Below are 16837 nucleotides of genomic sequence, written 5' to 3'. Positions count from 1 at the left end.
GACGGTGTCCTTGAGTTCCAGGATCTCGCCCTGCGCGGCCACGGTGATCTTCTGCGACAGGTCACCCCGGGCCACCGCCGTGGAAACCTGGGCGATGTTGCGCACCTGGGAGGTCAGGTTCGACGCCATCGAGTTGACGCTGTCGGTCAGGTCCTTCCAGGTGCCGGCGACGCCCGGCACCTCCGCCTGACCGCCCAGCTTGCCCTCGGTGCCCACCTCACGGGCCACCCGGGTCACCTGCTCGGCGAAGAGCCGCAGCGTGTCGGTGAGGAAGTTCATCGTGTCCGCCAGCTCGGCCACCTCGCCGCGCGCGCCGACAGTGATCTTCTGCGACAGGTCGCCCTTGGCCACCGCGGTCGCCACCTGGGAGATCGACCGGACCTGACCGGTCAGGTTCGACGCCATGGTGTTCACCGAGTCGGTGAGGTCCTTCCAGGTGCCGGCGACGCCACGGACGTCGGCCTGGCCGCCCAGCTTGCCCTCGGTGCCCACCTCACGGGCCACCCGGGTCACCTCGTTGGAGAAGGACGAGAGCTGGTCGACCATGGTGTTGACGGTGCGACCGATGCGCAGATACTCACCGCGCAACGGGCGACCGTCGATCTCCAGCGCCATGTGCTGGGTGAGGTCACCGTCGGCGACCGCCACGATGACCCGGGCGATCTCGGTGGTGGGTCGACCCAGGTCGTCGATGAGCGAGTTGACCGCCCGTTGGCCCTCCGCCCACGAGCCGTCCAGCCCTTCCTCGTCCAGACGCTCGGTCAGCCGGCCGTCCCGGCCGACGACCCGGCTGATCCGGCGTAGGTCCAGATGCTGCCGCTCCTGGAGCGACACCACGTCGTTGAAGGCGTCCGCCACCTCGCCGGCCGCGCCCGAGCGTCGAGGCAACCGCACCTTGAGGTCGCCGCCGCGGATCCGCCGCAGCGCCTCCGCCAGCTCGGTGAGGACCGCCTCGTGGTCGGCGGCGGAGATCTCCGCGGCCGCCGACTGTTTCGCCGTGGTCATCATTCCTCGCTCACCTCGGGGTCCACCGGCTCCCGCCGGCCACCCCATCATTGTCCCCGTGACCTCGAAAACGCCACGGCACGGCACCGTCCGACGGCAAAGAGCCGATGATGATGATCGGCTTGGCACTTCCGAGGTGTCGGTGGAGGATACGAGGGTGTCAGCGGAGGCGGGGCCCGCGGCGAAGACGGGCCCAGACGAGCACGTGCGACGCGTTCGGCTTCCCGCCGACCGCCGTACGCCGGCCGCTGCACGCGCGGTCGTCCGGTCCGTGCTCGCGGAGGCGAATCTGGACGAACTGCTCAACGAGGCTCTCCTGTTGACCACCGAGCTGTCCACCAACGCGGTCGAGCACGCCCGCACCGAACTGGACATCGAGGTCACCGCCGACCAGGCGGGGCTGACCGTGACGGTCTCCGACTTCGCCGCCGGACCGGTCGACGAGCTGACCGTCGGCGTACGCAACCGGGCCACCGACATCGCCGAGGTCGCCGAACGGGGGCGGGGGCTGCTGCTGGTCGATCACTTCGCCAGTCGGTGGGGCACCACATACCTGCGCACCGGCAAGGGCGTGTGGTTCCGGCTGGATCGTTCCGATCGTCAGGAAATGGCATCAGCGACATCCGCGCCACCGATGAGCGTCGACCCTCCGGACAGCGCCGGTCAGTCCGCCGTGCCGAGCGCCGGTGCGATGAATGTGCTGATGCAGACCACCCCCGACCCGTACGCCGAGGACCCGCTGCCGGACTTCGCCGCCGGCCTGCTCAACCGGGTGGCGGAGATGGTCGGCGCCGCCGGTGGGGTGGTCCGGCTGGACCGTGGTGACGGTCAGGGCGCCCAGATCCTCGCCCGGTACGGTCGCCAGCCCCGGGCCGGCAACGACCTGCTCCGGGTGCCGTTGGCCGTGCACCGGCCGTACACGGGGGAACTGGAACTGGATGCCGCGCCCACCGCGTACGCCCAGCCGCTGGCGGTGTTGACCGCCGAGCGGCTCTCGCTGCACCTGGAGAACGACCGGCTGCGCCGCGCGGACGTACGCCGGCAGGCATGGCTGACCTTCCTCGCCGAGGCCAGCGAGTTGCTCGCCCAGTCGCTGGACGTGGAACTGACCATGGCACTCATCCCACAACTGGTGGTGCCCCGGCTCGGCCAGTGGTGCGCGGTGCACACCACCGACGAGTGGGGGCGGCTCCGGCTCGCGGCGGCCAGCCACGCCGACGAGTCGATGCTGCCGCAACTGCACGCCACGCTCCGCGAAGCCGGTCCCGACTCCGTCCAGGCCCGGTTGCGCGAGGCCAGCCGCAACGGCACCCGGACCGCGCTCGGCGGGCCGATGGAGGGCTTCGCCGTGCCGCTGATCGCCCGTGGGCAGCGCCTCGGCACACTGGCCGTCGGGCGCCACCAGCGGCACCGGCAGGACCCGGACGAGATCGCGGTGCTGGAGGATGTGGCGCGACGCTCCGCCCTCGCCATCGAGAACGCCCGCATCCACGCCGAACGCCGCCGGGTGGCGCAGACCCTGCAACAGTCGTTGCTGCCGCCGGTCCTGCCGGTGGTGGAGGGCATCGGCTTCGCCGCCGAGTACGTGCCGACCGGCGGGGACGTCGACGTCGGTGGCGACTTCTACGACGTGGTGCCGCTGCCGGACGGGCGCTGGCTGGTGGTGATCGGCGATGTCTCCGGCAAGGGAGTACAGGCCGCCGCGGTCACCGGGCTGGTGCGGGACGTGATTCGGGTGCTGGCCGGCGACGGCAAGCCGCTGCCCGAGGTGCTCTCCCGACTCAACGAGACGCTTGTCGAACGGGGTGCCGGCCGTTACTGCACGCTCGCGCTGGCAGCGGTCGGGCCGGGTGAGGGCAACCGTCTCGACGTCGGGCTGCACCTGGCCGGGCACGATCGGCCGGTGCTGCTGCGATCCGGTGGCGGGCCCGCCGCCTTCGTCGGCACCGGGGGTACCGCCCTCGGGCTGCTCGACGCGATCACCTCACCCACCGAGCAGTTCACTCTCGACCCGGGCGACTGCCTGGTTTTCTACACCGACGGGGTGACCGAGCGCCGGCGGGGCCGGGAGCTGTTCGGCACCGCGCGGCTGCGCGACGCTGCCGCCCCGCTGGCCGGCTTTTCGGCGGACGTGGTGGCGGCCCGGCTGCGCTCCACCGCGATCAACTTCTCGGTCGAGGAGCCCCGCGACGACATCGCCATCCTCGTCCTCCGCAACGACGCCGTCTGACCCCGTCCCGGTCCGCCGACCCCGACGGTGAACGTCAGGGCGGTGCGGTCAGAGGCCGCCGGGGAGCCGGCCGGGGGCCAGGCGGTGGGCCGGGTCGAGGTACTGCTTGACGGCGCGTAGCTGGGCCAGGTCGGCCCGCTCGCCCCAGAGGTCGACGGTGCGGCGGACGGCCGGCGGTGCGGCGAGCACCACGCAGCGGCCCTGCCGAGCGAGCAGCACGCCACGCACCGCGGCCAGGATCGAGGCGACCCGACCCGGTGACATCGCCCCGGGCAGGGCGGCGTGCACCACACCGAGCCCGGCCGAACCGCGAACCGGAACCGGCCCGCCGGCCGCGTCGCGCAGGGCGTAGACGGCGGCGTGCAGGTCGGTCATCGGCACCTCCAGCCGCAGCGCGGTGTCGCCGGGGGCGAAGGGGTAGCTGCGCCACCACGACGGCGCCGTCCGTGCGACCGTCGAACGGGCGCCGAAGATGTCGAGCAGCCGGTCGGTGCGCTCCGCCACCTGGGCGGGACCGCCCTCCAGCAGCACCACCAGCGACCCGGTGCCCGCCGGGGCGGCCGGCACCCGCCCGGTCATCGACGGATGCAGCGCCATCGCCTCCGCGCGACGGTCCCGCTGTGGCCGGCGGCCGGTACCGGCCGGCAGGTCGAGCTCGATCGCGGCCGGGTCGAGGCGGGCGGCGAGCACCGCCTTGATCAGGTCGTGCACCTCCAGCGGCGTCCACACCGGTCGGGTCACCCACACCCGGGCGGCCGGCACCGCCTGCACCCGCAGCGTCGCGCTGACCAGCACACCGAGCGCTCCCTCGGAGCCGCACAGCAGACGCGCCTCGGCCAGCCCGGCCGCCCCACCGCCCGCCTCGGCCAGCTCACCGTCGGCGGCCAGGTAGCGCAGGCCGACGAGTTGGTCGCAGGCGGTGCCGTGGCGGTGGCGCAGCGGACCGGACTCGTCCGCCGCCAGCACCCCGCCGAGGGTGGCGCCGGGTGAGGGCGCGTCCAACGCGAGCCGTTGACCGGTGCGCTCCAGGGTGGCCTGCACGGCCCGCAGCGGCGTACCGGCGCCGATCTCCGCAGTGCCCCGGCCTGCCGGCTGGTGGCCGATGCCGGCCAGTCTCCCGGTGTCGAGCATGATGTCGACCCGTTCGGGTGGCGCACCCCAGTCGATCTTGGTGCCCGCCCCTCGGGGCACCACGGTCAGATCGTGCCCCGCGGCGAGCCTCAGCACCTGCGCGGCGGCGTGCGGACCGCCCGGCACCGCCACCCAGCGAGCCGTGCTTCCGGCCACCTCATCGGCGGGGCCGGCGAGGCGGGCGAAGCGCGGACCGCAGATCTCGGTCAGCCGACGGGTGATCTCACGGACACCGGACGCACCGGCGGAACGGGCTGGCACCATGCCGGCGATCGTACATGTGTTCGAACGATCAGGTGCAGAATTGCGCCGCACCACAGGCCGCCATGGCCGGTAACGTGACGCCGTGACCACCGAGACCCCCGTTCCCGCGGCCAGGCGGGTGCCGACCGAACGCGTCCACCACGGCGACACCGTCGTCGACGAGTACGCCTGGCTCGCCACCAAGGACGATCCAGAAACGATCAACTATCTGAACGCCGAGAACGCCTGGACCGAGGCCCGGACGGCGCACCTGTCCGGGCTGCGGACACAGTTGTTCGAGGAGATCCGGCGACGTACCCAGGAGACCGACCTGTCCGTGCCGACCCGCAAGGGCCAGCACTGGTACTACACCCGCACCGTCGAGGGTCAGCAGTACGGCGTGCACTGCCGCCGGGCCGTCCGTCCCGACGAGAGCACCCCGCCGATCAGCGCGGACGGTGCCCCGCTGGACGGAGAGCAGGTGCTGCTCGACGGAAACCAGTTGGCCGAGGGACAGGACTTCTTCGCCCTGGGCGCCTTCGACGTCAGCCCCGACGGGCGCTACCTGGCCTACTCGACCGACTTCTCCGGCGACGAACGATTCACCCTGCGGGTCAAAGATCTCAGCACCGGTGAGCTGCTGTCCGACGAAATCCCCGGCACGTTCTACGGCACCGCGTGGTCCGCTGACGCCTCGGTGCTGTTCTACGTCACCGTGGACGAGGCGTGGCGACCGAACCGGGTCTGGCGACACGTGCTCGGTACCGCCGCCACCGAGGACGTGGTGGTGCACATTGAGGACGACGAACGGTTCTGGGTCGGTGTCGAGCTGACCCGTTCGGAGCGGTTCATCCTCATCGACATCGCCAGCAAGCTCACCAGCGAGGTACGGGTGATCCCGGCCGACAACCCGACCGGCGAGCCCGCGGTGATCGCGCCCCGGCGGCAGGGTGTCGAGTACGCGGTGGAGCACCACGGCCACCGGTTCCTCATCCTGCACAACGACGATGCCGAGGACTTCGCCCTCGCGTACACCTCCGTCGACGCCCCGGGCGACTGGGTGCCGCTGATCGAGCACTCCCCGGGCACCCGACTGGAATCGGTCGACGCCTTCTCCGACCATTTCGTCGTCGCGGTGCGCAGCAACGGCCTGACCGGGCTGCGGATCCTGCCCGTCGACGGTGGTGAGGCCCACGACATCGAGTTCCCCGAGCCGCTGCACACCGTCGGCCTGGACGCCAACCCCGAGTACCGCACCGGCCGGCTGAGGCTGCGCTACACCTCGCTGGTCACGCCCGACTCGGTGTACGACTACGACCTGGTCACCGGCGAGATGACGCTGCTGCGCCAGCGGCCGGTGCTGCCCGGCCCGGACGGGCAGGTCTACCGACCGGAGGACTACGAACAGCAGCGCGACTGGGCACTGGCCGACGACGGCACCAAGGTGCCGATCTCGCTGGTCTACCGGCGTGACACCCCCCGGGACGGGTCGGCGCCCTGCGTCATCTACGGCTACGGCTCGTACGAGGCGAGCATGGACCCGTGGTTCTCGGTCGGCCGGCTCTCCCTGCTGGACCGTGGGGTGATCTTCGCGGTGGCGCACATCCGGGGCGGTGGCGAACTGGGACGCCGCTGGTACGACCACGGCAAGATGCTCGCCAAGAAGAACACCTTCACCGATTTCGTGGCCTGCGCCCGACACCTGGCCAAGGCGGGCTGGACCGCACCGGACCGGCTGGTCGCTCGGGGTGGCTCGGCCGGCGGGCTGCTGATGGGCGCGGTGGCCAACCTGGCACCGGACGCCTTTGCCGGCATCGTCGCGCAGGTGCCGTTCGTGGACGCGCTCAACACGATCCTGGATCCGTCGTTGCCGCTGACCGTCACCGAGTGGGAGGAGTGGGGCAACCCGCTGGCCGACCCGGAGGTGTACGCGTACATGAAGTCGTACACCCCGTACGAGAACGTCGCCGCCCTGGACTACCCGGCGATCCTGGCCATGACCAGCCTCAACGACACCCGGGTGCTCTACCACGAGCCGGCAAAGTGGATCGCGCGGCTGCGGGCGGTCGCGCCGCAGGGCGACTACCTGCTCAAGACCGAGATGGAGGCGGGGCACGGCGGACCGAGTGGGCGCTACGACGCCTGGCGGGAGGAGGCGTTCATCAACGCCTGGACCCTGGACCGCCTCGGCCGCGCCTGACCCGCCCGGCCATGCGTGACCCACCGGCCCGGGCGGCCTGATGTCGCTGCGTCACCGGCCTGATGTCTCAGCCACGCGCCTGCGTCGCCGGGGCATCAGGCCGGCCCGCCCGGGCTGGCCGTGGTGGTGCTGAGTCAGCACGTGCAGTCCGAGTACGCTTCGGCGCTGCTCCCCAGACACCAACCGCCGCGTGCTGGCCACCCTGACCTACCTGCGGGCCAACACCACCTGATCCCTCAGGTGGCCCGCAGTTCCTCCACCGCCGTGTTGGACCGCAGGAAGAGCATCCCCAGCCCCACCACGAGCAGCACCGCGATGATCGCGCCGGCTCCCTGCGACGCCAACTGCCCCAGCGGTACGTCCGGTTGAGGGCCGCCCCGACCGACCCCGCCGGTGAGCAGTCGACCGATGGCGTACCCGACGCCGAGCGCGATCAGCACCGCAGGCACCACGGGGGTCAGCACCTGCCAGACGATCGAGGTGCCGATGGTGGCCCGGGGCACCCCGGTCGCCACCAGGGCGGCGTACGCCCGGCGGCGGCTGACGATCCCCTCCACCAGGGTGACGAACAGGCCGGCGACGGCGATGACCACCGCCACGGCCACGGCGAGGTCGACCAGATTCATGGTGTCGAGGTAGAAGGGGTTGTAGTAGATCTCGCCGCCGTAGCCGGCCTGCCGGTTCTGCTCCTGTTCGATTTCTGCATGGAGCCGGAACGAGGCGCGGAAGGCCGCCGCGCCGCCAGCGATGATCAACGCGGCCAGCAGGGCGGCGAAGGTGCGGCTGCTGGCCCAGGGGTCGTCGGTCAGGCGGCGGGCCGCCAGCAGCGCGGCCGGACGTCGGGCGAACCGGTGCAGCGTCCGCCCGGCCAGGTGGGAGATCCAGCCGACCCCGAAGATCACACCCATCACCGCGCCGAAGATGCCGAGCAGCGCGATCAGGGCCAGCCATTCGAGGCCGGCACCCTGCAGGGCCCACTGGATCTGTTCGATCATCGCCGCGGCCAGCACGCCGAGCCCGATCAGCAGCGCCGGCCACGGCCGAGGCGACCCGGTGCGACCGGCCCGACGGACCACACCGAGCGGCGTGGTGACCACCCTGCGGAGCAGGACGGCGGTGGCCGCCGCGGCGAGCACCGGAAGCCCGAACACCACCGCCGCCATCGCCGACACCGGCGGCAGCACGTCCGTGGGGAGCGCCAGCAGGCCGTTGGCGTCCGGGCGGTGCAGCACCGACCTCCCGATGAGGTACGCGGCCAGGCCGACCAGTGTGCCGCCCAGACTGGCGAACCCGGTCTCCAGCATGGCGACCCGGCTCACCTGACCGGAGGTCGCGCCGGCCAGCCGGAGCGCGGCGAGCCGTCGATCACGTGACGGCGCACCCAGCCGGGCGCTCTGACCGGCCAGGGCCAGCACCGGGATGGTCAGCAGCACCAGCGCGAACGCCGTCCCGCCGCGCAGCCCCGGCTGGCTGAGCAGGTCGCTGACGTACTGCTCGGACTGCTGCCACGCGTCACCCGGCGGTTTCTCGATGGCCAGCACCGTCAGGGCGGCGAGCGCGGCGAGGGTGGCCAGCAGGGCACTCAGCGCGGTCAACGCCACCCGGGCGGCGTCGGTGCGGTTCCCCGCGAGGGCCAGCCTGGTCAGGGTCGCAAGGCTCACCGGGCGCCGCCGGTGAGCGGCGCGTCGAGGCCCAGGCCGGTGTGGTCGATCACGCCGTCGCGCAGGATCACCTCACGATCGGCGTACGCGGCGATCCGGGGCTCGTGGGTGACCAGGACGACGCTGGTGTGCTGCTCCCTGGCCAGCCGAACCAGCTGCGTGAGCACCTGCTCTCCGGTGAGGGTGTCCAACGCGCCGGTCGGCTCGTCGGCGAAGAGCACCCGTGGCTCGGTGACAAGTGCCCGGGCGGTCGCGCAGCGCTGCTGTTGACCGCCGGACATCTCGCCGGGGCGTAGGTCGGCGCACTCGGCCACACCCAGCCGCTCCAACCAGGTCAGCGCCGCCGTCCGCGCCGCTCGCCGCCCCGTGCCGGCGAGCAGCAGCGGAAGGGCGACGTTCTCCGCCGCGGTCAGCTCGGCGACGAGCTGACCGAACTGGAACAACACCCCGAAATCGGTACGCCGCAGCCGGGATCGGGCCGCCTCGGACCAGGTGTCCAGCCGGTGCCCCTGCCAGCTCACCTCACCGGCGTCGGGCCGCAGGATGCCGGCGAGGCAGTGCAGCAGCGTGGATTTGCCGCAGCCGCTCGGCCCGGTCACCGCGACGATCTCCCCCTCGTCGATGTCGAGGGTGATGCCACGCAGTGCGGGTGTCGGTCCGTACGACTTCACCAGACCGCGAGCCTGAAGTTGCGTCACGAGTGCACCTCCCGGTGCCAGTCGGCGACCCGGTCCAAGGTGGTGTGCAGCCACCGCAGGTCGGCGTCGAGATGGGCGATGGCGTAGTCGGCCGCGACGACGTCATCGACGGTGGCCGACGGGGCCGTCTTCAGCGCGGTCAGCTCACGCAGCCGCTCGGTGTGCGCACGGCGCTGCGCGACGAGATACGCCCGCGCCCGGTCCGCGTCGGCGACCAGCAGCGCCACCACGACTTTCGCGAACAGCGGACTGTTCACGTACGGCATCGGTGGCTCGATGCTGCTCAACCACCGGTCCAGCGTGGCCCGCCCCTGCTCGGTCAGCGTGTACGCCGTCCGGTCGGGGCCGGCCGAGCGTTCCGGCCCGGTCGACGCCACCAAGCCGTCCCGCAGCAGCCGACCCAGCGTGGCGTAGACCTGCCCGAACGCCAGCGGACGGGCCTGCGGCAGCCGGGTGTCGTGGGCACGCTTCAGCTCGTACCCGTGCATGGTGCCGGTGGAGAGCAGCCCCAGCAGCAGGTGCGGTGTGGACACCCCACCACTATTCACTCAGTGAATAGTGGTGGTCAAGGAACTGACGGAACCTGACCCGCTCAGGCGGGCGGCGACCAGGCCGGATCACGGCCGGTCATGCCGAGCAGCCGGTCCAGCTCCGGCACGGTCCCGTTGACCGGCACCGCCTCGGCGAAGACGCCCATCTGCCGGGCGGTCGGCCCGAGCTGACCGGTCAACTCGTGCAGCGCGGGCAGCACCTCGGGTGCCGGCTCATACGCCTGACCGGTGGCGACCGCGAGATCCCAGCCGTGCACGGTGAGGTCGAGCAGGGCCATGGCGCCCACCACCGGCTGCGGCATCCCCATGCCCGGCGAGACACCCTCCTCGCTGGCCGGGTCCGACCACGCCTCGACCAGCCGGCCGGCCTCGACCTCGAACCGCTCCCGCCAGCCGTCGGTCAGGTGGTCGGGCTTGTCGGCCCAGGTCACCGGCGAGCGCCCGGCGAGGGCCTGGAAGTTGACCACCACCTCGTACAGGTGGTTGAGCAGGTCCCGGACGCAAAAGTCCTGGCACGGGGTGGGCAGGTCGAGCTGGTCGTCGGTGATCTGCCGGACCACCGCCACGGTACGCGGTGCCGCCGCCGCCAGCAGATCGCTAGTCTGTGTCGCCATAGGGCCAGCGTATGAGGGCGGTCTTGAAGAAATGCGACAGCCGCGCGGAGACAGCCGGGGCATCCTCGACCCGGCCCGGTTGAAGCGGCGGGTGCGGTTCCGTCGGCATCTGCCCGCGGTTCCGCTACGCCGGTGGGTGGAGCACTACTGGTTGATCGACTGGGACCTCAACGAGCCGTTCGAGCAGCGGATCGTTCCGCATCCGGCGGTCAACGTGGTGGTCCAGCGCGACGGGGACGGCCCGGAGCGCGCGGAGGTGGCCGGCGTCGGTCAGCAACTCTTCTCGATCACGCTCTCCGGTGCTGGGCGGATCACCGGGGCCCAGTTCCGGCCCGGCGGTTTCCATCCGTTCTGGCGGCGGCCGATCGCCGAGCTGACCGGCCGGAGACAGCCGCTCACCGGTGTCATGCCGGAGGGCGCGATCTGCGCGGGTACGGACACCGAACGCTGCCGGGCGTTGGACGTGCTGCTGACCGGTTGGGCACCCCGGCCGGACCCCGTCAACGACGAGGTGATGAGCCTGGTCGAGACGATCCGGACCGACCGGAACGTACGCCGGGTCGACGAGTTCGCCCGCGAGCACGACGTCTCCGTGCGCCGGTTGCAGCGGCTCTTCCTCACTCACGTCGGGGTCGGTCCCAAGTGGGTGATCCGCCGCTACCGGCTGCACGAGGCGATCGAGCGGGCGGCGGGCGAACCCCCGGACTGGGCCGGGCTCGCCGCCGAACTCGGCTACAGCGATCAGGCCCACCTGGTCCGCGACTTCACCGCCACGACGGGCGTCTCCCCTGCCGCGTACGCCCACAGCCGACGTTAGGAAGGGGCCCTTCCTCTACCGCAGGCGTTAATAAGGTGCCCTTCCTTACACGTCAGCGGCGGCGGAGGGCGACCACGGCGACGTCGTCCTGGATCTCCTCCGGAGCCAGTTCCACCAGCAGCCTTTCGCAGAACCGGTCGAGGTCGTCATCCACCTGGGCGGCACACGCCGCGAGTGCGGCCAGCCCTTCGTCGATGGTGGCGTCCCGCCGTTCGATCAGACCGTCGGTGTAGAAGACCATCGTCGCCCCGGTCGGCAGCCTGAACTCCAGATCGGCGGGGCGGGGCGCACGCACCCCGAGCAGCGGCGCGACATGGTGCACGTACTCCGCCTTGCCGTCCTGGATGATCAACGGGGGCAGGTGACCGGCGCTGGCCAGCCGGACGTGTCCGGTGGTCGGCTCCAGCAACAGGACGCAGATCGTCGCCAGTTCGGTGGGCAGCAGCGTACGCATCAGCTCGTTGACCCGGTGCAGGATCTCGCCCGGCTGGTGCCCCTCCACCGCGTACGCCCGCAGCGCGTGCCGCAGCTCGGCCATGATGGTGGCGGCGTGCAGGGAGTGACCGGCCACGTCCCCGATGGCCAGCAGCAGGTGACCGTCGAGCATCACCAGTTCGTAGAAGTCGCCACCCACCTCGGTCTGGGCGCTGGCCGGCTCATAGCGCACCGCCAGGTCGAGACCGTTGATCCGAGGAATCTGGCGCGGCAGCAGGCTGCGTTGCAGCGTCACCGCGATCCGGTGTTCCTCGTCGAAGGAGCGTTGCGCCTCCACGGCGGAGGCCACCGCCTGGGCGAGCTGGACCAGCACCGGGGTACGGGCGGTCTGCGTCGCGGTGGGTACCACGACGTAGAGCGGTGCGCGGTCCTCGCGCAGCCGGGCGGCGGCGACGGTGACAGTGTCGCCGGCCGGCCAGTCGACCAGCGACCAGTCGGTCGGCTCCTGCACCACAACGGTGGCACCGGTCGGCACGCCGGTGTCGTCGACGATCCACGGCACGATGCGGGCCTGGGCACCGGGACCGGCGCAGACCCCGGCGAGGCAGTCGCCGTCGAAGGTCTCGGCGATCACTGTGGCGGGACTCTTGAAGATCTCCGCGGCACCTGCCGCCGCCACCTGGAGCAGCCTGGTGAAACTCGGCGCGGCGTGCACCGCGACGGTGGTGTCCGCCAGCCCGGTGAGCCGCTCGGCGAGCAGTTCGGCTCGCCGACGGGCCTGGTAGTACCGCAACACCGACTGGGCGGTGGCGACCAGTTCCTCCGGCTCGATCGGCTCGGCCAGGTACGCGTCCGCCCCTCGGGTCAGGCCCTGCGTCCGGTCGATCGTGTCGACAGCGTGCGCGGACACGTGGATCACCGGCAGCGCCGGGTGCGCCGACTTGATCCGCTCACACACCTCGAAACCGCTGAGGTCGGGCAGCCGGACGTCGAGCACGACCAGGTCGATCGGGTCCACCCCGACCCGGCTCAGCGCCTCACCACCCGTTTCCGCCTCCAGCACGGTGAAACCGGCACGGGTCAGCCAGTTCACCAGGAGGTAGCGCTTGGTCTGACTGTCGTCGACCACCAGCACTGTCGCCGCGCCGTCCACGTCACGTCCCGTCCGGAAGCCGGACCGTGAAGGTGCTGCCCCGGCCCGGCGAGCTGGTCAGTTCGAGCGTGCCGCCGAGCAGATTCACCAGCCGCCGGGCGTACGGCAGCCCGAGGCCGGTGCCGCCGACCCGGGCCGGACCGGGCGCCTGGTAGAACTCCTCGAACACCCGATCATGCAACTCCGGTGGAATACCCGGGCCGGTGTCGGTGACGGTGAGCAGCCAATCGTCACCGTGCCGCTCGGCCCGCAGTCGGACCTCACCCTCGGTGGTGAACTTCAGGCCGTTGTGCAGCAGATTGCGCAACACCTGGGCGAGCAGCACCTCGTCGGTACGCAACGTGGCCGGCGGTGCCGGCTCCTCCACCACCAGTTCGACATCCTCGGCAGCGGGCACCGCCCGCAGCGTGCCGCGCAGCTGGCCGAAGACGGCTCGCAGGTCCACCTCGGCCCACTCCGGCTCGAGTCGGCCCGACTCCGCCTTGGCCAGATCGAGCAGCTCGTTGACCAACGCAAGCAGATCCGACGCCGAGGTGCGGATGAGCTCGACCTGGCGTCCCTGCTCGGTGGTGAGCGGGTCGGACGCGGAGTCGCCGAGCAGGCGGGCCAGCCCGATGATCGCGGTCACCGGCGCCCGCAGCTCATGGCTGACGTTGGCCAGAAATCGGCTCTTGGACTCGCTCGCCGTGCGGAGCTGCGCCGACTTCTCGTCCAGCTCCGCATAGAGAGCCACCACACCCTGGTTGGTCGCCTCCAACTCGTCGGTGAGCTGTTGGTAGAGCGCCATCACGCCCCGGTTGGTCTGCTCCAGCTCCTCGTTGAGTCGGGCCAACTCGTCACGCTGGTTGCGTACCTCGTCCAACGCGTTGATCAGCTGGAGATTCTGGGTGGCGAGTTCATCCTCGGCGGTGCCCGGGGTGCTCTCTCCGAGCTGGGCACGCAGCTCCGCCAGGCGCTCGGTGGTGAGCGTCTGGGCGGTGGCCGGAATGCGTCGCGACATCCTGACGACCGTATCCCGCTCAACCGTCAGCACGCTCAATGTGTCCACCAGACGTGCCACCGCGCGGGACTCCGGCTCGTACCGCCCGTCTGGCAGGGGTGCCACCGGAGCGAGATCGACATGCAGGTGACGACGTCCGTCCGGCGCGTCGGCGACGGCGAACACCACGTCAGCCCCGCCGACCGTCCGGAGCAGGTCACGGGCGACCTCGCTCAGCGCGGTGGCGATCCGGACCTGGTCCTGATGCTCCAGTCCGACCGCCGCGGCGACCTCCCGGCCGCGCTGGCGGACCACGAAGATGTCCTGCTCCACCCGCAGTGCCATCCGGATCAGCGGTGTCGCGGTCATGACCAGGACCTTGCCACCAGCACCCCGGCGTCGTCGCGTCGGATGCCGGCATCGCGCAACAGGGTGGCGGCCACCACCAGCGGCGCCCGCCCGGCCAGACCCGGGTAGTCGGTGAACTGCCACCGGTCGACCACGCCGTCGGTGTGCATGACCAGCAGGCTGTCGCCCTCGAAGGGGTAGTCGTACTGCCGGATCGCCGGTCGTTGGTGCCCGGCGATGCCGGGCAGGGAGACCAGACCACGCCGTCGACCGTCACCGGTGGCCACCACGCCGGTGATGTTGCCCAGACCGGCGTAGCGCAGCATGCCGGTCGCCGGGTCCGGCTCGGCCACGGCGAGAGCAGCGCCTCGGGTGTGTGACATGGCCCGGTGCAGGTGACCGACCACCTCCGCCGGCGACGCCGCCGGGGCGTCCCGGAAGGCGGCGAGCGCGGCGTCAGTGGCCGCGGCGGCCAGCGGCCCGTGCCCCAGACCATCGGTCACCAGCACCTGACGGCGGTCGCCCACGACCCGGATCGCGTAACCGTCACCGCTGACCGTCTCACCGGCCAACGGCCGGGTCAGTCCGCCGGCCCAGGACGCCCCGGTGTCCGGGTCGGCGAAGACCCGCACGGCGATGACCGTCCCTCGGCCCGGCCGTGAGTACGCGTCGAACCAGCTCGCCTGCCGGACGATCGCGCCCAGACCGATGCCGAGGGTGCCGGCGGTGGAGTGACCGTCGCGGGCGGATTCGGCGAGGTCGACCATCCCCGGACCGCTGTCGAGCGCGATCATCTCCACCCCGGCGTCCGTCTCACGGCGTACCGGCCGGAGCAGCAGCAATCCGTCGTCGGCGTGCTTGATGAGGTTGCTGGTCAGTTCGGCGGCGACGATGGCCAGGTCGGCGATCCGCCCGGCGGGCAGACCCAGCTGGTCACCCAGCCGCTCGGCGGCCCGTCGCACGGCACCGCCGGTGCTGCCGTTCTCCACCCGAAACCAGGTGCCCCGGTCGGTCACCGGCTCGGCGGTCACCGGGACCACTTGGTGATCGTGATCCGGGTGCCCTGACCGGACGCGGTCTGGATGTCGAACTCGTCGACCAGTCGGCGGGCACCACTGAGGCCGAGACCGAGCCCACCACCGGTGGTGTAGCCGTCGGTCAGTGCGAGATCCAGGTCGGCGATGCCGGGGCCAGAATCGACAAAGACGATCTTGATGCCCGGTCGCCGACCGTTGTCGATCGCGGTCACCTCGACCGTCCCGCCGCCGCCGTAGACGAGCGTGTTGCGGGCGAGTTCGCTGGCAGCGGTGACCACCTTGGTCTGGTCGACCAGGGAGAGCCGGACCGCCACCGCCACGGTACGCACCAACTGGCGGACGCGTACGACATCCTCGTCGCTGCCGACCGTCTGTGCCTGAGGGCGTCCCAGGTCGACCCCGTTCGTCACGGTGACGCCGTCGCCCCTGCGACCGGCCCGTCGTCCCACTCCTCGTGGTGATCGTCGTCAGCTCGGTCGATCGCGATGAGTTCCATCCCCCGCTCGACGTTGAGGGCGGTACGGATGCCGTTGAGCGAGAGCCCCAGCTCGACCAGGGTGATGGCGACGGCTGGGCGCATCCCCACGACCACCGTCTCCGCGTCGAGCACGCGGGAGATCGAGGCGATGGTGGAGAGCATCCGACCGACGAAGGAGTCGACGATGTCCAGCGCGGTGATGTCGATGATCACACCGTGACAGCCGGTCGCGACGATCCGCTCGGCCAGATCCTCCTGGAGTGCGACCGCCGTCTCGTCGGACATGTCGACCTGGATGGAGACCAGCAGGATGTCGCCGATCTTGAGGATCGGCACCCGCTCCATCAGGACTCCCGACGTGGCTGGCGGCGGGAGGTCTCGACCCCGGTGAGTCGCAGCACGTGCCGCAACGCGTCGGCGAGACTCGCCTTGGTGGCGATGTCACCGAACTCGATGCCGAGCGCGACGATGGTCTGCGCGATCTGCGGCCGGATACCGGAGATGATGCAGTCGGCACCCATCAGCCGGGCGGCCACCACGGTCTTCAGGATGTGCTGGGCCACCTGCGTGTCCACCGCCGGCACGCCGGTGATGTCGATGATCGCGTACGGCGAGCCGGTGTCGACCAGGGTCTGCAGCAGCCGTTCCATCACCACCTGGGCGCGGGCCGAGTCGAGCGTGCCGACCAGCGGCACCGCCACCACGCCCTCCCAGAGCTTGACCACCGGGGTGGAGAGCTCCAGCAGTTGTTCGGCCTGGTCGGCGATCAGGCTCTCCCGGGTACGAACGAAACTTTCGAAGGTGAACAGCCCCATCTGGTCGATCAGCGCCGAGAAGGCGACGTAGTCGCGCAGCGTCGCCGCGCTCTGATCGGTCTCCAGCGTCTGGAGGAGCGCCTCCTTGAGGGCGAACACGCCGGTGGCGGTCTCGGTGGCGGAGAAACCCTGTCGGGCCTGCCCTCGGGAGAGGTCGGCGAGCACGGCCCGCAACTCGGTGGCTTCCTCGGCGTTCAGGTCGACCTCGCCCTTGCCGAGGGCGTCGACCAGGGCGCGGTGCAGCTCCTGCACCTGCCGGACCAGTTCGGCCTGGCTGAGCCGGCCGCGCAGTTGCCCGGCGATGATCTCCGTCCACCGCTGGGTGACCTGCTCGGCTCGGCTGGTCAGCAGTTCACCCAACCTGCCGCTCTCGTCAGCGCTGAGCGCCATGGCAATACCCCCTAGACCTGGACCGGCCGGACTCTATCACCGGGGTCCGATG

General features: G+C 71.3%; 15 protein-coding genes and 1 pseudogene. 4 read left to right on the top strand and 12 right to left on the bottom strand.

All coding sequences use genetic code 11. The annotated features are described in order from the left end of the window. Positions 1 to 1005: HAMP domain-containing protein (locus Vlu01_RS15185; protein WP_203999352.1), on the bottom strand; the 1005-nt coding region annotated here is incomplete at its 3' end. Between the two features lie 157 nt (positions 1006 to 1162). Here Vlu01_RS15185 and Vlu01_RS15180 point away from each other — a divergent pair. After that, positions 1163 to 3235 (top strand): SpoIIE family protein phosphatase, encoded by a 2073-nt coding sequence (locus Vlu01_RS15180; RefSeq protein WP_203999349.1) that lies wholly within the window; start codon positions 1163 to 1165, stop codon positions 3233 to 3235. 48 nt (positions 3236 to 3283) lie between these two features. Here the strand turns inward: Vlu01_RS15180 and Vlu01_RS15175 are convergent, their stop codons facing one another. After that, positions 3284 to 4630, bottom strand: coding sequence for an FAD-binding oxidoreductase (locus tag Vlu01_RS15175; protein WP_203999346.1), 1347 nt, complete (start codon positions 4628 to 4630; stop codon positions 3284 to 3286). Positions 4631 to 4712: 82 nt separating this feature from the next. On the opposite strand from Vlu01_RS15175, the gene Vlu01_RS15170 reads away from it, so the two are divergent. Together Vlu01_RS15170 and Vlu01_RS27585 are read left to right on the top strand one after the other, a co-directional pair. Further along, positions 4713 to 6809 (top strand): S9 family peptidase, encoded by a 2097-nt coding sequence (locus Vlu01_RS15170; protein ID WP_203999343.1) that lies wholly within the window; start codon positions 4713 to 4715, stop codon positions 6807 to 6809. 96 nt (positions 6810 to 6905) lie between these two features. Then, positions 6906 to 7010, top strand: a pseudogene (locus tag Vlu01_RS27585) (DNA-binding response regulator); the annotation flags it as partial. 35 nt (positions 7011 to 7045) lie between these two features. Here Vlu01_RS27585 and Vlu01_RS15165 read toward each other — a convergent pair. The 4 genes from Vlu01_RS15165 to Vlu01_RS15150 are packed head-to-tail and all read right to left on the bottom strand — an operon-like array spanning position 7046 to position 10333. Next, entirely contained in the window at positions 7046 to 8470 is a 1425-nt protein-coding gene (locus Vlu01_RS15165) for an FtsX-like permease family protein (RefSeq protein WP_203999340.1), read from the bottom strand. Then, a complete protein-coding gene (locus tag Vlu01_RS15160; RefSeq protein ID WP_203999336.1) occupies positions 8467 to 9168 on the bottom strand; it encodes an ABC transporter ATP-binding protein in 702 nt (233 codons plus the stop codon). The genes Vlu01_RS15165 and Vlu01_RS15160 overlap by 4 nt, the downstream gene beginning before the upstream one ends. Next, positions 9165 to 9701: a PadR family transcriptional regulator gene (locus Vlu01_RS15155; RefSeq protein ID WP_203999333.1), complete on the bottom strand. Its 537-nt coding sequence runs from the start codon at positions 9699 to 9701 to the stop codon at positions 9165 to 9167. The genes Vlu01_RS15160 and Vlu01_RS15155 overlap by 4 nt, the downstream gene beginning before the upstream one ends. A gap of 59 nt (positions 9702 to 9760) precedes the next feature. Continuing rightward, positions 9761 to 10333, bottom strand: coding sequence for a TIGR03086 family metal-binding protein (locus Vlu01_RS15150; protein WP_203999330.1), 573 nt, complete (start codon positions 10331 to 10333; stop codon positions 9761 to 9763). Positions 10334 to 10364: 31 nt separating this feature from the next. On the opposite strand from Vlu01_RS15150, the gene Vlu01_RS15145 reads away from it, so the two are divergent. Continuing rightward, the gene (locus tag Vlu01_RS15145) at positions 10365 to 11150 is read left to right on the top strand and encodes a helix-turn-helix domain-containing protein (protein WP_203999328.1); all 786 of its coding nucleotides are present in this window, start codon (positions 10365 to 10367) and stop codon (positions 11148 to 11150) included. A 52-nt stretch (positions 11151 to 11202) separates the two neighbouring features. Here the strand turns inward: Vlu01_RS15145 and Vlu01_RS15140 are convergent, their stop codons facing one another. The 6 genes from Vlu01_RS15140 to Vlu01_RS15115 are packed head-to-tail and all read right to left on the bottom strand — an operon-like array spanning position 11203 to position 16785. Continuing rightward, positions 11203 to 12738 carry a SpoIIE family protein phosphatase gene (locus tag Vlu01_RS15140; protein ID WP_203999326.1) on the bottom strand — a complete coding sequence of 512 codons (1536 nt, stop codon included), beginning with the start codon at positions 12736 to 12738 and terminating at the stop codon, positions 11203 to 11205. 1 nt (position 12739) lies between these two features. Next, the gene (locus Vlu01_RS15135; RefSeq protein ID WP_203999323.1) at positions 12740 to 14086 is read right to left on the bottom strand and encodes a sensor histidine kinase; all 1347 of its coding nucleotides are present in this window, start codon (positions 14084 to 14086) and stop codon (positions 12740 to 12742) included. Continuing rightward, positions 14083 to 15105: an ATP-binding SpoIIE family protein phosphatase gene (locus tag Vlu01_RS15130; RefSeq protein ID WP_239095898.1), complete on the bottom strand. Its 1023-nt coding sequence runs from the start codon at positions 15103 to 15105 to the stop codon at positions 14083 to 14085. The genes Vlu01_RS15135 and Vlu01_RS15130 overlap by 4 nt, the downstream gene beginning before the upstream one ends. Further along, complete coding sequence (locus Vlu01_RS15125; protein WP_203999321.1) at positions 15093 to 15512, bottom strand: ATP-binding protein; 420 nt, start codon at positions 15510 to 15512, stop codon at positions 15093 to 15095. The genes Vlu01_RS15130 and Vlu01_RS15125 overlap by 13 nt, the downstream gene beginning before the upstream one ends. Beyond that, a complete protein-coding gene (locus tag Vlu01_RS15120; protein ID WP_203999319.1) occupies positions 15509 to 15925 on the bottom strand; it encodes an STAS domain-containing protein in 417 nt (138 codons plus the stop codon). The genes Vlu01_RS15125 and Vlu01_RS15120 overlap by 4 nt, the downstream gene beginning before the upstream one ends. Continuing rightward, positions 15925 to 16785, bottom strand: coding sequence for an STAS domain-containing protein (locus Vlu01_RS15115; protein WP_203999316.1), 861 nt, complete (start codon positions 16783 to 16785; stop codon positions 15925 to 15927). The genes Vlu01_RS15120 and Vlu01_RS15115 overlap by 1 nt, the downstream gene beginning before the upstream one ends. Between the last annotated feature and the right edge of the window lie 52 nt (positions 16786 to 16837).

It is taken from the genome of Micromonospora lutea (assembly GCF_016863535.1).
Lineage (GTDB): Bacteria > Actinomycetota > Actinomycetes > Mycobacteriales > Micromonosporaceae > Micromonospora > Micromonospora lutea.
The sequence above is the reverse complement of the archived record's forward strand: the minus strand, read 5'-3'. Positions and strand labels throughout refer to the sequence as shown.